The organism is Endozoicomonas sp. (assembly GCF_051008435.1).
GTDB lineage: Bacteria > Pseudomonadota > Gammaproteobacteria > Pseudomonadales > Endozoicomonadaceae > Endozoicomonas_A.
The window spans coordinates 1-16,702 of the sequence record NZ_JBPCXO010000482.1 but is presented as its reverse complement, the minus strand read 5'-3'; the positions used below and the strand labels follow the sequence as shown (position 1 = coordinate 16,702).

General features: G+C 49.3%; 12 protein-coding genes. 10 read left to right on the top strand and 2 right to left on the bottom strand.

Annotation, left to right across the window (positions count from 1 at the left end; translation table 11 throughout):
* The 5 genes from ACR2PX_RS23730 to ACR2PX_RS23710 form a co-directional block, all read left to right on the top strand.
* Positions 1-400, top strand: a 400-nt coding sequence (locus ACR2PX_RS23730) for a hypothetical protein (protein WP_434001825.1), incomplete at its 5' end; no start/stop codon positions are given.
* 12 nt (positions 401-412) lie between these two features.
* Positions 413-1,675: a hypothetical protein gene (locus tag ACR2PX_RS23725; protein ID WP_434001824.1), complete on the top strand. Its 1,263-nt coding sequence runs from the start codon at positions 413-415 to the stop codon at positions 1,673-1,675.
* Positions 1,672-2,148 carry a hypothetical protein gene (locus ACR2PX_RS23720; RefSeq protein ID WP_434001823.1) on the top strand — a complete coding sequence of 159 codons (477 nt, stop codon included), beginning with the start codon at positions 1,672-1,674 and terminating at the stop codon, positions 2,146-2,148. The genes ACR2PX_RS23725 and ACR2PX_RS23720 overlap by 4 nt, the downstream gene beginning before the upstream one ends.
* A gap of 299 nt (positions 2,149-2,447) precedes the next feature.
* Positions 2,448-2,813 (top strand): hypothetical protein, encoded by a 366-nt coding sequence (locus ACR2PX_RS23715; RefSeq protein WP_434001822.1) that lies wholly within the window; start codon positions 2,448-2,450, stop codon positions 2,811-2,813.
* Complete coding sequence (locus ACR2PX_RS23710) at positions 2,810-3,295, top strand: hypothetical protein (protein WP_434001821.1); 486 nt, start codon at positions 2,810-2,812, stop codon at positions 3,293-3,295. The genes ACR2PX_RS23715 and ACR2PX_RS23710 overlap by 4 nt, the downstream gene beginning before the upstream one ends.
* A 345-nt stretch (positions 3,296-3,640) precedes the next feature.
* On the opposite strand, the gene ppsR is transcribed toward ACR2PX_RS23710, so the two are convergent.
* Positions 3,641-4,462 carry a posphoenolpyruvate synthetase regulatory kinase/phosphorylase PpsR gene (gene ppsR / locus ACR2PX_RS23705; protein ID WP_434001820.1) on the bottom strand — a complete coding sequence of 274 codons (822 nt, stop codon included), beginning with the start codon at positions 4,460-4,462 and terminating at the stop codon, positions 3,641-3,643.
* A 376-nt stretch (positions 4,463-4,838) separates the two neighbouring features.
* Here ppsR and ppsA point away from each other — a divergent pair, with 376 nt between their 5' ends.
* From ppsA to ACR2PX_RS23685, 4 genes are all read left to right on the top strand, one after another.
* Positions 4,839-7,202 (top strand): phosphoenolpyruvate synthase, encoded by a 2,364-nt coding sequence (gene ppsA, locus ACR2PX_RS23700; protein ID WP_434001819.1) that lies wholly within the window; start codon positions 4,839-4,841, stop codon positions 7,200-7,202.
* 158 nt (positions 7,203-7,360) lie between these two features.
* Entirely contained in the window at positions 7,361-7,843 is a 483-nt protein-coding gene (rraA, locus tag ACR2PX_RS23695; protein WP_434001818.1) for a ribonuclease E activity regulator RraA, read from the top strand.
* A 56-nt stretch (positions 7,844-7,899) separates the two neighbouring features.
* A complete protein-coding gene (locus tag ACR2PX_RS23690) occupies positions 7,900-8,490 on the top strand; it encodes a heme NO-binding domain-containing protein (RefSeq protein WP_434001817.1) in 591 nt (196 codons plus the stop codon).
* 9 nt (positions 8,491-8,499) lie between these two features.
* Positions 8,500-9,957 (top strand): ATP-binding protein, encoded by a 1,458-nt coding sequence (locus ACR2PX_RS23685; protein ID WP_434001816.1) that lies wholly within the window; start codon positions 8,500-8,502, stop codon positions 9,955-9,957.
* Here ACR2PX_RS23685 and ACR2PX_RS23680 read toward each other — a convergent pair.
* Positions 9,954-10,952 (bottom strand): threonine ammonia-lyase, encoded by a 999-nt coding sequence (locus ACR2PX_RS23680; protein ID WP_434001815.1) that lies wholly within the window; start codon positions 10,950-10,952, stop codon positions 9,954-9,956. The genes ACR2PX_RS23685 and ACR2PX_RS23680 overlap by 4 nt on opposite strands.
* A gap of 290 nt (positions 10,953-11,242) precedes the next feature.
* Here ACR2PX_RS23680 and ACR2PX_RS23675 point away from each other — a divergent pair.
* A partial coding sequence (locus ACR2PX_RS23675) for a DUF637 domain-containing protein (RefSeq protein WP_434001814.1) occupies positions 11,243-16,702 on the top strand: 5,460 nt, incomplete at its 3' end.

Below are 16,702 nucleotides of genomic sequence, written 5' to 3'. Positions count from 1 at the left end.
TGACAGTATTTTCGCCTACCTGAATACGCTGCTTCAGGAAGACACCTGGTTATTGAGAACGCTTGATCAGTATCTTGTACAGGAGGTGGCGGGCTTTCCTGAAGTACAGGCTCTTCAATGGTTCAATCAAACACTGAATGAACAGAGACAGCTACTGCATGAGGGAATAGCAACGCTGGAGCAGGCACCGAATAGTGATGACAAAGGCGTTCTACGTTACTTTCTGGTGGCACTATTAATGATCAGGCAGCCTTTTCTTCGTTGGTCTTCAGCAGACCGCTACTTGTCAGATCAACAACGTATAAGCCCAAAACACATACGAGTTCTATCGTTATATCGTTCATTATTGCGACTCAAATTTGCACCTCAGGAAAAGGGCGCAGACGATGAAACAAGTTGAAGTTTTCTGGGCATGAAGCTTTTTGCATCAGCGGGTGAAATGCCAACGCTTCAGGAAGAAGTGGATCGTTTGCTGGCCACACTTGAGAGCATTGAGCAAAAACAGGCTTTATGGCAAGAACGCTTCACGACCATGAAAGAGCAGCAGCAGTTAACACTTGAGCAATGTGAAGAAAGCTCGAGAGTGTATGATGACCTGGATCAGCGTTGCCAGGAAATCCTCAAGATTAATAATCAACAGATTAATGCCTGTAACGACGAACATGACCGGAGTCTTGCCGCTGGAATCAATGAATGCAACCAGCGAAATAAAAAGACAGCAGAAATAAACCGAATCGTAAACGATAGAAATAGAATCAAAGCTGAACGAAAAAACCTGATGTACAATTGGTGGCAGCGTTGCAGCGGTTGGAATTACCCCTGCCCCAATGGACGGGCTCGAATATGCTACCCCTTTGATATTCCCAATCATGGTTGCTGGCAGTGGGCAGTAACAGAGCAATTGTGGCTGGATGAGCACAGCCGATGGAAGGCTGAATACACGACCTGGCAATCAGAGGCCAGTTATTGGAGTCGAACCTGTGACCAGCAACGTAATGCACTGAATGCCTGGAAAGACCGATGTCTTGGGTTGGAGTCGTCCGTCATACAACAAAACGCTCAATGCCGTGACGAGAAAAGTGCCTCGCGGGCAATATTGAATGACTGCCAAAGTCGGTTAAGTCATCTTTTACAACAGAGCTCAGAACTGAACGATGAAAAGGCAGCTCTGGGTGAGGAACATGAAGCTTACCTTCAGGCAAAAAGTAGTCTCAGAACTCGTATAGAAACCATGCAGGCAGAGCTGGACAGCATCCAGCCGGTAGCGGGACACTGCCGTGCTGATGACTGTCCGAAGCTGGGTTTTCCACAGGCGCCGCTGGATGGTTTCTCTAAAACAGTGGGTGAAGTTTACTTGGCCATGGCTGGGCCATTCGAGAAGTGGCGAGCGGCTAAACACTTGGCTAAAACTATTAAAGGCCTCTCAGTGGGTGATAGTTTTAGCGTGCGTGTCACCAGACAAGGGGATAAAGCTGTACAGATTATGAGGGAGAATGGTGATGTAATTGATATTTCTCCAAAAAGGGTAAAAGAGTTTATTCCTAATCGACACCCAAAAGCGCCTCAAGGTACACTGCAAAAAATAAAGTTTGAAAATGCTCTGCCTGGAACCAAAGGCTTTAAGAGAGCTCCCACCCAACAAGAGCTGGAATTATTAAAGGAATTAGCACAATGACTTTCTTGAAGGAGCTAGTAAGCAAATTTAAACTCTTGGTTGAATGTTATTGGAACAATTTATCTAAAATATCGGAATTAGAAAGCTCAGGAGCATTAAAACAAGATTGGCTACAGGTAAACTGGGAGCTGCTAGTGGAAGGTCTGCTTAGAAAAGAAGATGAGATAGTACTTGAGCCATATGGTGATGGTGCTGAGTGTAATGGAGCTAGCTCAAGAGTTCTATATCCTGAAAAAAAACCTACGCACTGTATTATTTGTGAATCAACAAATGATGATAATGTCTATGATTTCTTAAATAAGAAGCTCTTAATGATACCTGAGGGGGGGGTGATATTTGATCGATTGGTCAGTATTCGAGAAGACGGCTGGTATTATGAGGAACCTCCATTTGATAAAGTTCTATGCGACTATCAAGGAAAGCCCGTCGTACTTGATTTTGATGATGTTGAATTGAGTGTTAAAAAAACTTGAGATCCCAATTCAGGTGCATGATAGCTTGAGGCAGCTAAAGCGTAATATTTGCCCTACTCAACTGCCTGGCGGCAAGAAGATAAGGATATTAAATACCTGGAAGTGCCTAGCGGGCAAAGGAGCATCAAGCTTACCTTCATGCGGAGATTGGTCTCAGAACTCGTATAGAAACCATGCAGGCAGAGCTTGACAGCATCCAGGCAGTAGGGACACTGTCGTGCTGATGACTGTCCGAAGCTGGGTTTTCCCAGGCAGGGCTAGATGATTTTGCCCATACGGTGGGTGATGCCTATTTGGCTATGGCTGGGCTACTAGGTAAGCTCAAGACTGGGAAGAAAGTGGCTGATGCGGTTGCTAAACTCAAATCCATCAACCTGCCCTCATGGCGCAAAATTGAAATCGACATGGATCATATTGTGTCTGGTCACCAGAGAGGTGGGGCTAGAATCATGAAAGACTCTAATAAAAGTATTTTTCCTGAATATATGTCGCGAGATGAAATTGAGAAAACGGTTCGACAGGCATACCGGTACGGTAAGCGTATCAAGACTCATAAATCTGATGGTAACCGGATTCTTGTGCACGGTAATGGCATTGATGTATGGATCGATAAAGCAACCAAGGTCATTAGTTCAGCGTACCCGAATGCCGAGAGGTTAAAATGAGAAGAATTTTAATTTATACAAATCCAGATTCCTATAAGGTGTATGGGAGTATAAGTAAAGCGGTTATAGGTATCATTTTATTTGACCTTGCAGGCTATCAGTTTCCCGGAAAAAACTGGGACGATTTTGTTGTTGATATCATGGGAGGATGGCTTGATGCGTTAATTCAATTAAAGACAGGTGCTTCCTGGGAGGAGGGGTTGTGTTTCATGGATGGCCCGTTTTCAGTCACTGTGGAAAAACTTAATGATTCTATGTGTTGCCTTCGTTTTATGCGATCAGATATTAAGATTTTAAAAACCGTTGACCTATATCCGCTCGATGACTTGGCAGGCGACATGCTCTCTGCAGCGCAACAGGTTTACTCTGCTTGTCTGGAACATCAGTGGCAAGACGAAGACAAAGATGTCAAATACTTGAAAAACCGCATAGACCAGCTGTCAGAGCTATACCCTGATTTGGGCGCAGAGTTTCAGGGGTAGTCAAATGCCCGGAAAATGCTTGATACAGAGATGAGAAAAGTAGCTCGGGGCATTACTGAATAACTGAACGGCCAGAGTCGATTAAGTAACCTTTCAGAACAGAGAACAAAACTGAGAGAAGAAAAGGCAGCTCTGTCTCTTCAGATCTCAGAGCTGGTATATACCCATTCCCCTTGAAGTTGTGGAGTTGTTGGCTGCTCTTGCTCACCCCAGTCACTTACTGAATGTAAGCTCTTGGGGCTTCGCTCGTTTGCCGCCTACCCACACCTCCAATGGTAACGGGTATAGAGGCTTTGCAGGCAAAGCTGGAAAGCCTGCAGTCGGTAAACGGCTTATTTTACCCAGTCACTTCAATCGTCTCTTCAGGTGAGCAAGATCCATGATTCGGGTGGAAATTTCTTCAACGGAATAGTCGGTACTGTTGATGTAGGCAATGCGTTCCTTGCGGTAGATCTGCTCAATAGTGTGCACTTCAAACTGGCATTGCTGGCTGGATGAGTAGCGCGAGTTCGGGCGTCTCTCGTGGCGAATGCCTGCCAGGCGCCCGGGATGAATTGTCAGTCCAAACAACTTTTCTCTGTGGGGCTGCAAGGGCTTGGGCAGTTTAAGGGGCTCGTCCAGATCTTCTTCAGTAATAGGGTAATTCGCTGCGAAGATGCCAAACTGCAGACCGAGGTAAATGCAGGAGGGGGTTTTCCCACTTCTTGATGCACCCAGCAGGATTATATCGGCCTTGTCATAATTTCGTGTTCTGGCGCCATCATCATTATCAAGAGCGAATTGAACGGCTTCTATCCGCCGGTGGTAGCTGTGGCTGTGGGTAGTGGAACGCTTCTTACCGGTTCTGTACAGGGGATGTTGACCAAATTCATGCTCAAGACCCGGCAGGAAAGTCTGGAAGAGGTCTATTATATAGGCGCCACTGGAATGGAGCATTTGGCTGACGTCATCATTCAGTACCGTCATGAAGACGACAGGTCGAATTTGTTCAACTTTGTGAATCTTGTGAATCTTTTCGATCAGCTGAATGGTTTTTACAGTGGAATCTATATAAGGAAAGGTAACATGTTGAAACTCATGGCCTTCAAACTGCGCGAGAAGACTCTGTCCAAAGGACTCTGCAGTGATGCCTGTACCGTCTGAGACGAAAAATACCGTTCTTTGCACTTTTTTTCCTTCAAGGTATTTCATTTTCTAACAAAATCTAACATAGTGTGCCTACCGAAACACGGAAGCGATAGACTGGGCTGAGTCCGGTATATCAGATGGTTGTCTGTTTTACAAAAAAAAAGCCATGAGCATGGAGCCTGACGGACTCAAGGCGATTTCGGCCTGAATTCCAGAAAGAGCGGCCATCTTTTCCGTTGAATTTGCTTAGATAGGTCAACTATTCGCACAAATCCAACGAAAAAGCTGACTCGCGCTACTGAAATTCATGCTCGAAAGCTTAAGCCCGGCAGGCTCCTGGACAACCGGACGCATATAAGCGCACCTGGCTTACCGAAACAGCCATAAGCAGATAGAAAGAGCGGGGAATGCTGCTTTGAATAATTTTGTAGTTGGCCTGGAAACTCTGGGCATAGGCGACGTCGAAAAAGTTGGCGGGAAGAACGCCTCTCTGGGCGAGATGATCAGTGGCTTAAGTAAGGCCGGTGTAAAAGTACCGGGTGGCTTTGCAACAACTGCAGAGGCTTATCGGGATTTTCTCGACGGCAACGGGCTGTATCAAAGAATCCATGTTTTGCTTGATGATCTGGATATCAATGATATCAGGGCTCTGACCACTGCGGGTGCAAAAATTCGTCGCTGGATCATGGAAGAACCTTTCAGGCCAGAACTGGAAGAGTCTGTTATCAAGGCGTACCGAATGCTTTCTGATGGCGGTGATGACTTACCTGTAGCGGTTCGCTCCTCAGCCACAGCAGAAGATCTTCCCGATGCCTCTTTTGCTGGTCAGCAGGAAACGTTTCTTAATATTCGCGGCACTGAAAACGTCTTGATTGCCGTTCGCGAAGTATTTGCCTCACTCTTTAATGATCGTGCCATTGCTTACCGTGTCCACCAGGGTTTTGATCACAGAAATGTAGCCCTGTCTGCGGGCATTCAGAGAATGGTGCGCAGTGAGACAGGATCTTCCGGTGTGCTGTTCTCTCTCGATACCGAGTCGGGTTTTGATCAGGCAGTCTTTATTACCGCTTCTTATGGTCTGGGTGAGACCGTGGTTCAGGGGGCTGTTAATCCGGATGAATTCTATGTTTACAAGCCTGCAGTAGAAGCTGGGCGACCCGGTATTTTACGCCGGACACTGGGCAGCAAGGCCATCAAAATGATTTACGGTCGTTCGGGTACTACCGGTCGTTCGGTTGAAACGGTTGATGTAGATCTGGAAGCCAGGGGACAGTTCTCTATTAATGATGAGGATGTCACCGAGCTGTGCCGTCAGGCGATGGCTATTGAAGCGCATTATGGCTGTCCAATGGACGTCGAGTGGGCTAAAGATGGAGATGATCAGCAGCTCTATATTGTTCAGGCCCGTCCGGAAACTGTCCAGAGTCGGAGCAATGGCAGAAAGCTGGAAAGCTACATCCTGAAAGAAAAAGGTGAGTTGCTGGCAGAAGGTCGCAGTATTGGACAAAAAATTGGTCAGGGTAAAGTACGCCTGATTGACGATATCGATGAAATGGATCGGGTTCAGGAAGGGGATGTTCTGGTGACAGATATGACCGATCCTGACTGGGAACCCGTGATGAAGAGGGCTTCTGCTATTGTCACCAATCGTGGCGGCAGAACCTGCCATGCTGCAATTATTGCCCGTGAACTGGGTATCCCGGCTGTTGTGGGTTGTGGCAATGCGACTCGCCTGCTCAAGGAAGGCAGTGAGGTGACCGTCTCCTGTGCAGAAGGTGATACCGGCTTTATTTATGCTGGACTGCTGAACTTTGAACATCGGGTAAGAGATCTGGATGTTATGCCCGAGCTGCCTTTCAAGCTGATGATGAATGTGGGTAACCCCGATCGGGCGTTCAGCTTCTCAAGGTTGCCAAATAAAGGGGTAGGTCTGGCCAGACTGGAATTCATCATTAATAAAATGATTGGTGTCCATCCGAAAGCCCTGCTTAATTTCGACACGTTGCCAGCGGATGTTCAGCGCCAGGTCGGCGAGCGCATGTCGGGTTACAGCAGCCCGGTAGACTTCTATGTTGAGAAGCTGGTGGAAGGGGTATCGATGATAGCAGCGGCCTTTGCTCCCGAAAAAGTCATTGTGCGGTTGTCTGACTTCAAGTCCAATGAGTACTTCAACCTGGTGGGCGGCAATCTGTACGAACCCCATGAAGAAAACCCGATGTTGGGCTTCAGGGGGGCATCACGCTATATCTCTGAAGATTTCCAGGACTGTTTTGAACTGGAATGCAGGGCTATGAAGCGGGTTCGTGATGAAATGGGCCTGACCAATGTTGAATTGATGGTGCCTTTTGTCAGAACACCTGATGAGGCGGCGCAGGTGACTTCCATTATGGAGAAGTTTGGCCTGAAGCGAGGTGAGAATGGTCTGCGAGTCATTATGATGTGCGAGCTGCCTTCCAATGCAGTAATGGCGGAAGATTTTCTTCAGTACTTTGATGGCTTCTCAATCGGCTCCAATGATATGACTCAGCTGACGCTGGGCTTGGACCGCGATTCTGGTTTGATTGCCCATCTCTTTGATGAGCGTAATCCAGCCATCAAGCAATTGTTGTCAATGGCGATCCAGGCTTGCAGAAAGCAAGGTAAATATATCGGTATCTGTGGGCAGGGGCCCAGTGATCACCCTGATTTTGCCAAGTGGTTGATGGATGAGGGGATTGAAACTGTTTCTCTGAACCCGGATTCAGTTTTGGAAACCTGGTTGTACCTCGCTGACAACTAATCTTCTTGAGTAGAGCCTGCCATGCGGGCTCTATCATTTCTGTTTATATCCACTATTCATCTTCCTTGTCTTCTTCGGCTTATTGATTCCTGTAGACTTTTTCTCAGCTGGTTGTGGCTGCAAATAGCCATGAGCGAAGAAAAATAAGGAGAAAAAGAATGACTCAGTTTACTACTCCCGATCTTTGTGATGAGTTTCCAGAACAGGTATCCGTTGCCGAGCCTGGCTTCCGTAACTTTGGTGGTGTTCATAACTTTCATGGTCAAGTGGTGACTCTGAAGTGTTTTGAAGACAACTCTCTGGTCCGTGAATGGGTGGGTCGTAAGGGTGATGGTAAGGTGCTGGTGGTTGACGGTGGTGGTTCCATGCGCAGAGCTATGCTGGGCGATAGGCTGGCCGAGCGTGCTGTCGAAAATGGATGGGCGGGAATCATCATTTATGGCTGCATCAGGGACGTCGACATCATTGCTGAATTGCCGTTGGGTGTTCAGGCTTTAGGCAGTCATCCTATGAAGACAGATAAAAAAGGTGTGGGGGAGAGTCATCTGCCGGTCTCTTTTCATGGTCTTGATTTTGTTCCGGAAGGCTTCGTCTATGCCGACAATAATGGAATTCTGTTTTCTCAGGAGCGTTTGATTTGAACGGGGAGTTCGTCACTATTAAAGAAGGTGATTTTCCTGTTTAAAAAAGTGCTCTGATGGCCGCTACCAAGGTGAAGGGAAGCAACCAGGGTAGGGTCATGAAAGGGATTATTTTTACTGAATTCATGGAAATGGTCGAAGATCGTTTTTCTGAGGACGTTGCCGAAGAAATTATTGAGCTGGCTGATTTGCCTTCAGGGGGCTCTTATACCTCACTGGGAACCTACTCCCATGCTGAAGTCCTGAATCTTGTTACCTGTCTGAGTCAGGTTAGCGGAGCGAAAATCGAAGATCTGGTTCAGGCCTTTGGTGAATATCTGTTCGGACGGTTTGCCGATGTTCATGCAGACTTTTTTGAGAATGTTTCGGGTTCACTGGATTTCATGATGAAGGTAGAGGATTACATTCATATTGAAGTGCAGAAGTTATATCCCGAGGCGAATCCCCCTAAATTAAGTTGTGATCGCATTGCTGACAACGAAATGACTCTCCATTATGCCTCTCACAGACCTTTTGCGCCGCTGGCTAAGGGATTGATTCAGGGGTGTGCCGCCTGGTTCAAGGAGACCATTGAAGTTTCTCAGGAAGATTTACCGGGTAGCGGGCCGGGGACAGAAGCTCGTTTTCATTTGGTGAAAGTAGCCTGAGGGTGTGGCATGGATGCCGAAGCCTGGAAAAATCGTTATCAGCGAGAGAAAAAGGCCCGAAAGGCGGCTGAGAGGATTGCTGAAGACAAAACGCGTGAGATCTTCTATCGCAATCAGGAGTTGACCGTTCTGGCTGAAAGCCTGGAAGAGCAAGTGAAAGCTCGTACGGCAGAATTGGAGCAGAAACACCTCTCTCTGAAAGTGAACAGAGATGAGTTAAGAAAAAAACAGGCAATGCTGAAAGAGGTCAACAAGGCGCTGGAGGACAAGGCGCAGGAGTTGGAAAAAGTCAGCCAGTATAAATCAGAATTTCTTGCCAATGTTTCCCATGAGTTACGCACGCCACTCAACAGCTTGATGATTCTTGCCACTTTGTTGCTGGAGAACTCCGAAGGTAATCTGACCGACGATGATCTGCATTCTATTAGCATAATTTATAACAATGCCAATGAGTTACTGGAGATTATTGAAGACATTCTTGATATGTCCAAAGCCGAAGCCGGAGAGCTGAGTGTCTATGAAGAGGATCTGAGATTGTCTGATATCCACTTGAGTCTGCAGGATCAGTTTCATCCTCTGGCAATGGAGAAAAAGCTCAATTTCAAAATTGAGCGGGCAGACGATCTTCCTGAATGGGTGCATACCGACCGTAAGCGTCTGAAGCAGGTGTTAAAAAACCTGATTTCCAATGCATTTAAATTTACGTCTGAAGAGGGCGAGGTGGTTCTGAGTATTTCCAAATCGGTTTGGAGTACCGACGATGAATACCTCTCTGAAGGGCTTGAGTTCAAAGTCATCGATACCGGGATAGGTATTCCAGAGGAGAAGCAGGAAACTATTTTTCAGATGTTCAAGCAGGCAGATGGCAGTACCAGTCGCCAATATGGAGGTACAGGGCTGGGTCTTGCCATCTCAAGGAAACTTGCTCTTTTAATGGGAGGCGACATTCGTCTCAAAAGTGAGGTGAATAAGGGGTCCGTTTTTTCGTTGATGCTGCCACCGGAAGCGTTGTTGACAGATAAGCCGATTAATCATCTGGATCATGTTGAGAATGAGTTTTTCCTGGATGAAGGTGAGGAAAGGGAGAAATCTTTCGAAAATGAAACCGTATTGTTAGTGGATGATGATCTTAGAAACAGCTTCGCTTTGTCGTGTCTGCTGCAGAAGCAGGGGCTTAATGTGATGCTGGCTGAAGATGGCAGTCAGGCTATGGAAAAATTGAATGAAAATAGCGACATTGATCTGGTATTGATGGATCTTATGATGCCAACCATGGATGGCTTTGAGGCGCTCAGCCAAATCCGGGGGCGTGTGGATTTGCGTATGTTGCCAGTGGTTATGTTGACGGCCAGTGCGGTACCTGAAGATGAGAAAAAGTGCCGGGCTGCTGGCGCAGACGATTACCTCTCCAAGCCGGTTGAAACCAGTTTACTGTTGGATCATCTTAAGCGCTGGCTAGGTCATTAATGAATGATGTCTACGTACTTTTCAATATCTATATTGCCGCCTGAAACAATCACGACGGTTGTTTTTCCTCTGAACTTTTCTGGATTCTGCAACATGGCGCCCAGGCCGATGGCGCCACTGGGCTCAAGAATCAACTTCAGGTTTTGAGCAGCAAAGCGGATGCCTTCATTAACGAATGCTTCATCGACCGCCAGGCCTGTGACTTCGGAATCTTCGACGATGGCGAAATTGGCTTTGCCTGGACTTAGAGCCTGCAGGGCGTCGCAGGAGCTGGTGGGTCTGCCGTTGGCTCTGGTTCTGTAGCCTTCCTTAATCGATAGTGTCATGCCGTCAAAACCTGAAGGTTCAATGGCGATAATACGAGTATCCGGATAGTGACTTGTGTTAAAGACCATGCTGGAGCCTGCCACAAGGCTGCCTCCACCTGTAGGGCATAGCAAGTAATGGCAGGTTTCCCCCAGCTGTTCAAGTTGTTCAGATAACTCTACAGCGACAGCGGACTGTCCTGCGATCAGTATTTCATCATCAAAAGGGTGGAGCAGTGAATAGCCATGTTGCTGAGCGAGCTGAGCGGCTTGGGTAGCGGCAGCTTCCTCTCTTGAGGGTTCAGAATCATGACAGAGTTTAATTTCAGCACCATGGGAACGGGCATTTTCGATTTTGTTCTTTGGAGCATCGACGGGCATGACCAAATGAATATCGATACCCAGAATCTCGCCTGCGGCGGCCAACCCTCTGGCAAAATTGCCTGAGGAATAAGCAACAACCCCTCGTGATTTCTCCTGCTCTGACAGTTGTAACAGTCGATACAGAGCTCCCCTGAATTTAAAGGCACCGGTTTTCTGCAGGGATTCTGCTTTCACAAAGACTTTGCCCTGAACCTTCTCGCCCAGTTCATCACAGGGGATCAAAGGTGTGACGCGGGTATAGGTTTGCTGGCTCTGGTAGATGTCCTTGAGGGTTTTCAGATCAGGGATTGAAGGGTGTGTCGGCATGGGTGTTCCATTCAGTACAGCTCAGTACAGGATAGACACTTCAAAAGATGTTGTAGTTCCTTGTCTGTAGATTATCCAGATAGCAGGGCTAATCACATCAGTCAGATTAAAACCGGCTTTCATTGTCATTGGACACATGTCATTGAGTCACCTTTACTCTGTTGTCCACGTATGGACAGTGGAAGTGACCTTGGCTCTCTTAGCGCACCTTAAATGGTCTGCTGTTGCATTAATGCTTTCATCGAGACTGATCATTACGAGATCCACTCACAAAAATAAGAGAGATAAAAGTGTTGCGTATCCTCCATTTTGTTGTCGGCTTCCTTATTTGCCTTAGCCTCACTATTTTTTCCTCTCAAAGTCAGGGAGCAGATCGCACGGAGCAGATTCTTGAGCGATTTGAACGTGAGTTCCTACAGTACTATGACAGCCCCCAGGACCTGGGCAGCTGGCAGGAGCGGCTGCGGTTTCTTGAAGAGGATCTGATCCCGCTGTCACCAAAGTTGAAGGAAGACTGGGTAGTTGAAGGCTTTGTCAGTGAGTGCCGGGAATCGATCAGGGAACTGCAGTTAAAGCAGCAGGCGTCATCACAAGTCCCAACATTCGACGTTCCCTTTGAAGAGCGAACCCTGGTCGGTGAGTATGATTATGTTTGCGAGCACAGCAATGAGCTTCGCCCCCTGCCAGGTGGCGTTATGGCTTTGGATTTGTATCCTGGTGACGCCCAGGGCGTCAGCCATTACTGTCTATCTGTCGAATCCATCAGTAAAGCCGGCTTAATACTCAACAACCAGGTGAGTGCAACATCTGATGTACCCGGACTCCAACCTAATGAGGCGCTTGGTCGGCACCCGGTTAAAACCATTGTCTTGCACATTAATAATCAGAGCACGCTGTATTGGGAAGGACTCATTCAGGTGGCAGGCCAGCCTGCCCGGGTTGTGTTATCAACTCAACGCCGACTGATCTGTGATGGCTGCGGTTCAGTCAATGTCAATGCGCTGGATATTCAAGTCGACGGTCCGCTTTATATTCTGGAGCGAGGTATTCGCCCAGATCACTCGCTTAAGAAAATCAGTCTCCGCGCGGAGACAATTCACCTTAACTCCACGCTGGTGGCTCCTGACCTGAGAATCATACTCACAGGAGCCGGCTCGGTACTGACCGGCACCGGAAAACTGATCGCAGACAGCTTCACACTGAACGCACCCAACGGTTGGGTCGACTGGCCCCATCTCATCCAGACACGCCAGGGTGATCTGTTCGTCAAAGCCCGGGACAACCTGAACCTCTCCCAATTGCAGTCTGCGCAAGAGCTGAATTTACGCAGTGGGGGGACGGCAATACTGAGCCATGCTTATGCAGGCGGCAAGCTCAGCATAATTGCCGCAGAGGGCATCGAACTCAAGGGGCCTATTACCAGTATTGGTCCTTTGGTCATGGATGCCCCCAGCGTCACTCAAGAGGGGGAGGTACATGCCCTTCACAAGCCCTGTCCCATGGATCTGAACACCGAATCTTGGACCCATAGAGGGCAGCTTTATATGTCCGGGACACCCTGGTTAGATGTTGAGCGACTCAATAATCAGGGCGGACTGATCGACTGCCAGGGTAACATTACGCTAAGCCTGTCTGAGTGGGATAACCAACATGGCACCCTGGCTGGTCACTGGCTGCACTTTTCCGTCTTTAAAAATCTCAATAGCAACAATGGACGAATAGAAGCCAGTCAGGGACTGACCGTGAATGTTCGAAACCAGCTTTTACTTCAAAACGGCCATCTTCTGACCAACAGTTCAATACCGGTCCGAATGACAACCAGAGGTAGGCACGACAACCGGCATGCAGTGATCTCTGTCCAGGCGCCAGAGTTGATCATTACAACACCTTATTTTGATAACACCGATGGGTTGGTTGAGCACCAAGGCGATTTCGTCATGGTGGATGCTGAGCAGCTTAAAAACAACAAAGGACGGTTGAACACATCGGGCAAATTAAGACTGTTGCTACAGGAATTAGCCCTGGGAAAGCACGATAACTTAATAGGAGAAAGGCATTTATCACTGGTGGTAAAACACTGGGTACGCGTGACTACCCACTTCAAGGCTCCCGGCGAATTCTCTGTGCAAGCATCGACGATGGAGATAGGTCAATCTGGCGAAATCCACTCACAAGGCTCTATGTCGCTGCGCATTTTGAACGACATGGAGAACCGCGGTTCGATTCGAAGTGAAGACGACCTGTCCATCGAAGCAGTGGAAGTCATCAACTTCAACCGCATCACCAGCAACCGTGAACTGACCATCAACGCGGGACTGACCAAGAATCAACCTGGTGCTGTGATTGCGTCAGGTGGCAATCAGTGGCTTTCGACACGGTTGGACAATACAGAAGCCACGGTATTCAGCGGCAAGGACTTAGACATTACCGGAGCTGGAAGCAAAGGAAGGGGGCAGACTTGGCTGGACAACGAATCGGGTCGAGTAGAAGCGCTAGGGGCCGCCCGTGTTGAGGCAGACATAATACGAAACACCAAGGGTTCAGTGCTCTTTGATGAGTCTTTGATCGCTGATACCTTGCATGGCCAATGTGACGATTGCAGAGGTCGCCACCGGGCAGGGTCTTTCACTCACCGTAAAGTTTGGCAGCGTTCACCAGCTGTACCCGGCACTCTGCCTCAAATTTTATCTGGCAGTAACCTCACACTGAAGAGTCAGAGGCTAAAGTCAGTGGGCGGCTTGATAAGTGCCAGCAAGCACCTGTCGATTCGATCGGATGATATCGCCCTGGACAGCGGCCATCTGTCACAGAGAGTGAATGAAAAACATTATCGGGGGAATCGGGTACGAGCGACCGATTTTCAGCAGTTGCTCTTTAAGGTGGATCACTATGGCGTATTAACGACCAAGGTTCCGCCCAGTCTCTTCTGGCCTATGGATGTGGGCGGAGCCTTCCGTTCAGCCATGGTGACTCCAGATCGACTCTTGCCTACAGGGGAAAAAAACTTTGAACAAGGCACTCCATTGCTGGCCACCACACTTCAGGGCGGGCAGTTCGTTTCACTCAACGGTAAAACACTGACAGCGGGACTGACACTCCGTTCGGCGAAGCCCGATGAATTAGGGTTGACGGACTCATCAGCGTCCAACGCATTCCAGGTCCAACCCTTTGGTGGAGCTGCGCAATATGGTTCTGGCCGTCAGTCATGGACGCCGGGAGATCTCCCGGGATTACACCATCTTTTAAGTCCTGCACAGGACGGGCAACCCTGGCGTTTTGTCAGCATAACCCCGACAGCTCGTGTCAGAGCCAACAGTCTGGCTCCCATCAGTTTGCCATGGATGCCTTACCGGCGTTTGGCGGATGATGCCGGAGACCAGCTGTTGGTTCGAAGCATGATCACCCACGCTACAGGCATGCGCTTTCTGTCACCGGATATCGCCAGTGACGACCACCAGCTTCGACGACTAGCCAGTCATGCCCGGGTCGAGTCACAGCGCCTCGGGCTGGCTCCCGGCATGCCGTTATCCGCTGAGCAGATTCAATCCCTGGAAAAAGACATCCTCTGGTACCAAACCCTGGAGCTTGACGGGGAGACCTTACTGGCACCAGCGCTGTATCTCGCCAAAAGACCGGGGGGAGTGAATTTGCTGGCCGGCAAAACCATGAACCTGGAACTGAGTTCAGTTGAGGTTGGCCCATCCGCTAGATTGGCTGCAGGCCAGTCGCTGCATGTTAAATCAGAACATTTCAAGAGTGAAGGGCACTGGCGATCGGGGGGCGATCTGGCCGTGGCCAGCAGAACGAGTTTGAGTCAAAGCGGGGGAACAATGGCAGCGGGTGGCCAGCTGGGCATAGCCAGCCACTCCATTCACATTGATCACAAACCCTGGCATGAACGACGCGGATTAAGCCAGCAGGAAACCGTTATACCTGCCTGGCTCACCGGCACTGAAGGCGTGACAATAGCAGGCAATGAGATTCTGCTGGAAGGGACCCAGGTTCGAGGTGGCAGACTGGATATACGAGCCGGGCAACTGACAATGCGACCGGTGGCCACCTCCCGAGAACAATCGCAATCGATCCGGCATGGCCAGAGCAACGAACGCCACATTTCTCAACTACCCACCCTCATAGAAACCAGTGGGACGGTGGCTATCAAGGCCCTGAGTGCTGTGCTCCAGGCGATAGAAATCAGTGCGCCAGAGATCGATATTCATGCCATGGAGTTGTCTCTCCTCACTGCCTATGAAGAAACTCATCGAGAGTCTCACGAACGCAGGAGCAATAGCTGGGGTTCCTCCAAGCATACCCATCAAGAGTCGCAAACTGTTACGGCCCTCCCCGTGATTCTGAAAAGTACGAACGGTAGTCGTTTGACCGGGAAAGCCCGGCTGATTCTAGAAGGCACACGAATCCGGGGACTTGCGATACTGAACAGCGATCAACCGGTACAGTTGCTCATTGCCAGTGACCAGGCCATGGCTGTTTCACAGACCCGCCGGGATAGCCTGCTTTGGACGTCCAGTCGGAAAAAAGGTCAGCGCCATACCGCACCGAACCCGCCTGAGTTCGACCGGCTTGAATTAACCGGAGGTGCTCTGATACAGCTTGATCAACAGCTGTTAGGCAGTCGACCAGCGCCGCTGAATCAGACATTAATGACCCTGAGGCAGAATCCGCGACTGACATGGCTGGCCGAGTTATCAGAACAAAACGACATTCAGTGGCAAGCTGTAGAGATGGCTCATGAGAATTGGGACCACAAATCCCAGGGACTCACTTCACTGGGAGCTGCCGTGATTGCGGTGGCCGTCGGCTGTGTCACTGCGGGTTATGGCACTGCCATGGCGGGTGGATTAGAAAGTGCCGCCGCCAGTGCAGCGATGGATGCTGGCTTCAGCGCCTTGGTCAGTACGGCCTCAGTCAGTCTGGTGAATAATAAAGGCAATATTGGGCGAACGCTGGAGGAATTGGGCTCGAAAGAGCATTTGGAAACACTGGCCATTGCCACAGTGACCGCAGCCATTACCCAGGGAATGTTCGATACCGGCTATCGAGCCGACCCCAGTGCACCGGTGAATCAGCAACTCAGAGACGCCATCGTCAGAACCACCACAAAAACGACCGTGAGCACTGTGATTGAAGGCGGTTCGATGATGGACCATTGGCTGGACAGTCTCAGCTACGAGGGGCTCGAACAGGTGATGGCCCAGGGCTTTTATTGGGCGGGGGATTACGCGCAAGAGCAACAAAGAGAGGCCATTGCCCGAGGCGATCAGACGACAGCACAACTCTGGCAAGAAGGAGGTGCACTCAAAACTGGCTTGCATGCTGCAGTCGGTGCCCTGGCAGGTCAAATCATGTCCGGCAAGCCCTGGGCGGGTGCTTTGGCGGGCGCCAGTGCTGAAGTAATCAGCGGCATTCAACCTGGTGCCCACGACAAACTGCAAGAAGTAGCGGCTGTTGTTGTGAGTACCGTCTCTGCCCATCTGGCAGGTACCGACCCGAACCTCGGAGCCCGAGTCGGCCAGGCAGGCCATTGGTATAACCGGGAGCTGCACAAAAAAGAAGCTGAAATACTTCAGAGGTTCATGGCCAATGCCAATGAAGAGCAGCAAGCTCTATGGCTGGCAGCCGCATGCTCCAGAACGCAATGTTCCCGTGGCATTCCCGAAGATCATCCTGCCTACCAAACCTTTTTGACACTGGAGCAGACAGGGCAAGTCTGTATCAGGGAAGTGGAAGCA

Excerpts from the sequence above, each read along its gene's own strand:
- ACR2PX_RS23725 (WP_434001824.1), top strand. The coding sequence starts at position 413 with ATGAAGCTTTTTGCATCAGCGGGTGAAATGCCAACGCTTCAGGAAGAA.
- ACR2PX_RS23720 (WP_434001823.1), top strand. The coding sequence starts at position 1,672 with ATGACTTTCTTGAAGGAGCTAGTAAGCAAATTTAAACTCTTGGTTGAA.
- ACR2PX_RS23715 (WP_434001822.1), top strand. The coding sequence starts at position 2,448 with ATGGCTGGGCTACTAGGTAAGCTCAAGACTGGGAAGAAAGTGGCTGAT.
- ACR2PX_RS23710 (WP_434001821.1), top strand. The coding sequence starts at position 2,810 with ATGAGAAGAATTTTAATTTATACAAATCCAGATTCCTATAAGGTGTAT.
- rraA (WP_434001818.1), top strand. The coding sequence starts at position 7,361 with ATGACTCAGTTTACTACTCCCGATCTTTGTGATGAGTTTCCAGAACAG.
- ACR2PX_RS23690 (WP_434001817.1), top strand. The coding sequence starts at position 7,900 with ATGGCCGCTACCAAGGTGAAGGGAAGCAACCAGGGTAGGGTCATGAAA.
- ACR2PX_RS23685 (WP_434001816.1), top strand. The coding sequence starts at position 8,500 with ATGGATGCCGAAGCCTGGAAAAATCGTTATCAGCGAGAGAAAAAGGCC.
- ACR2PX_RS23680 (WP_434001815.1), bottom strand. The coding sequence starts at position 10,952 with ATGCCGACACACCCTTCAATCCCTGATCTGAAAACCCTCAAGGACATC.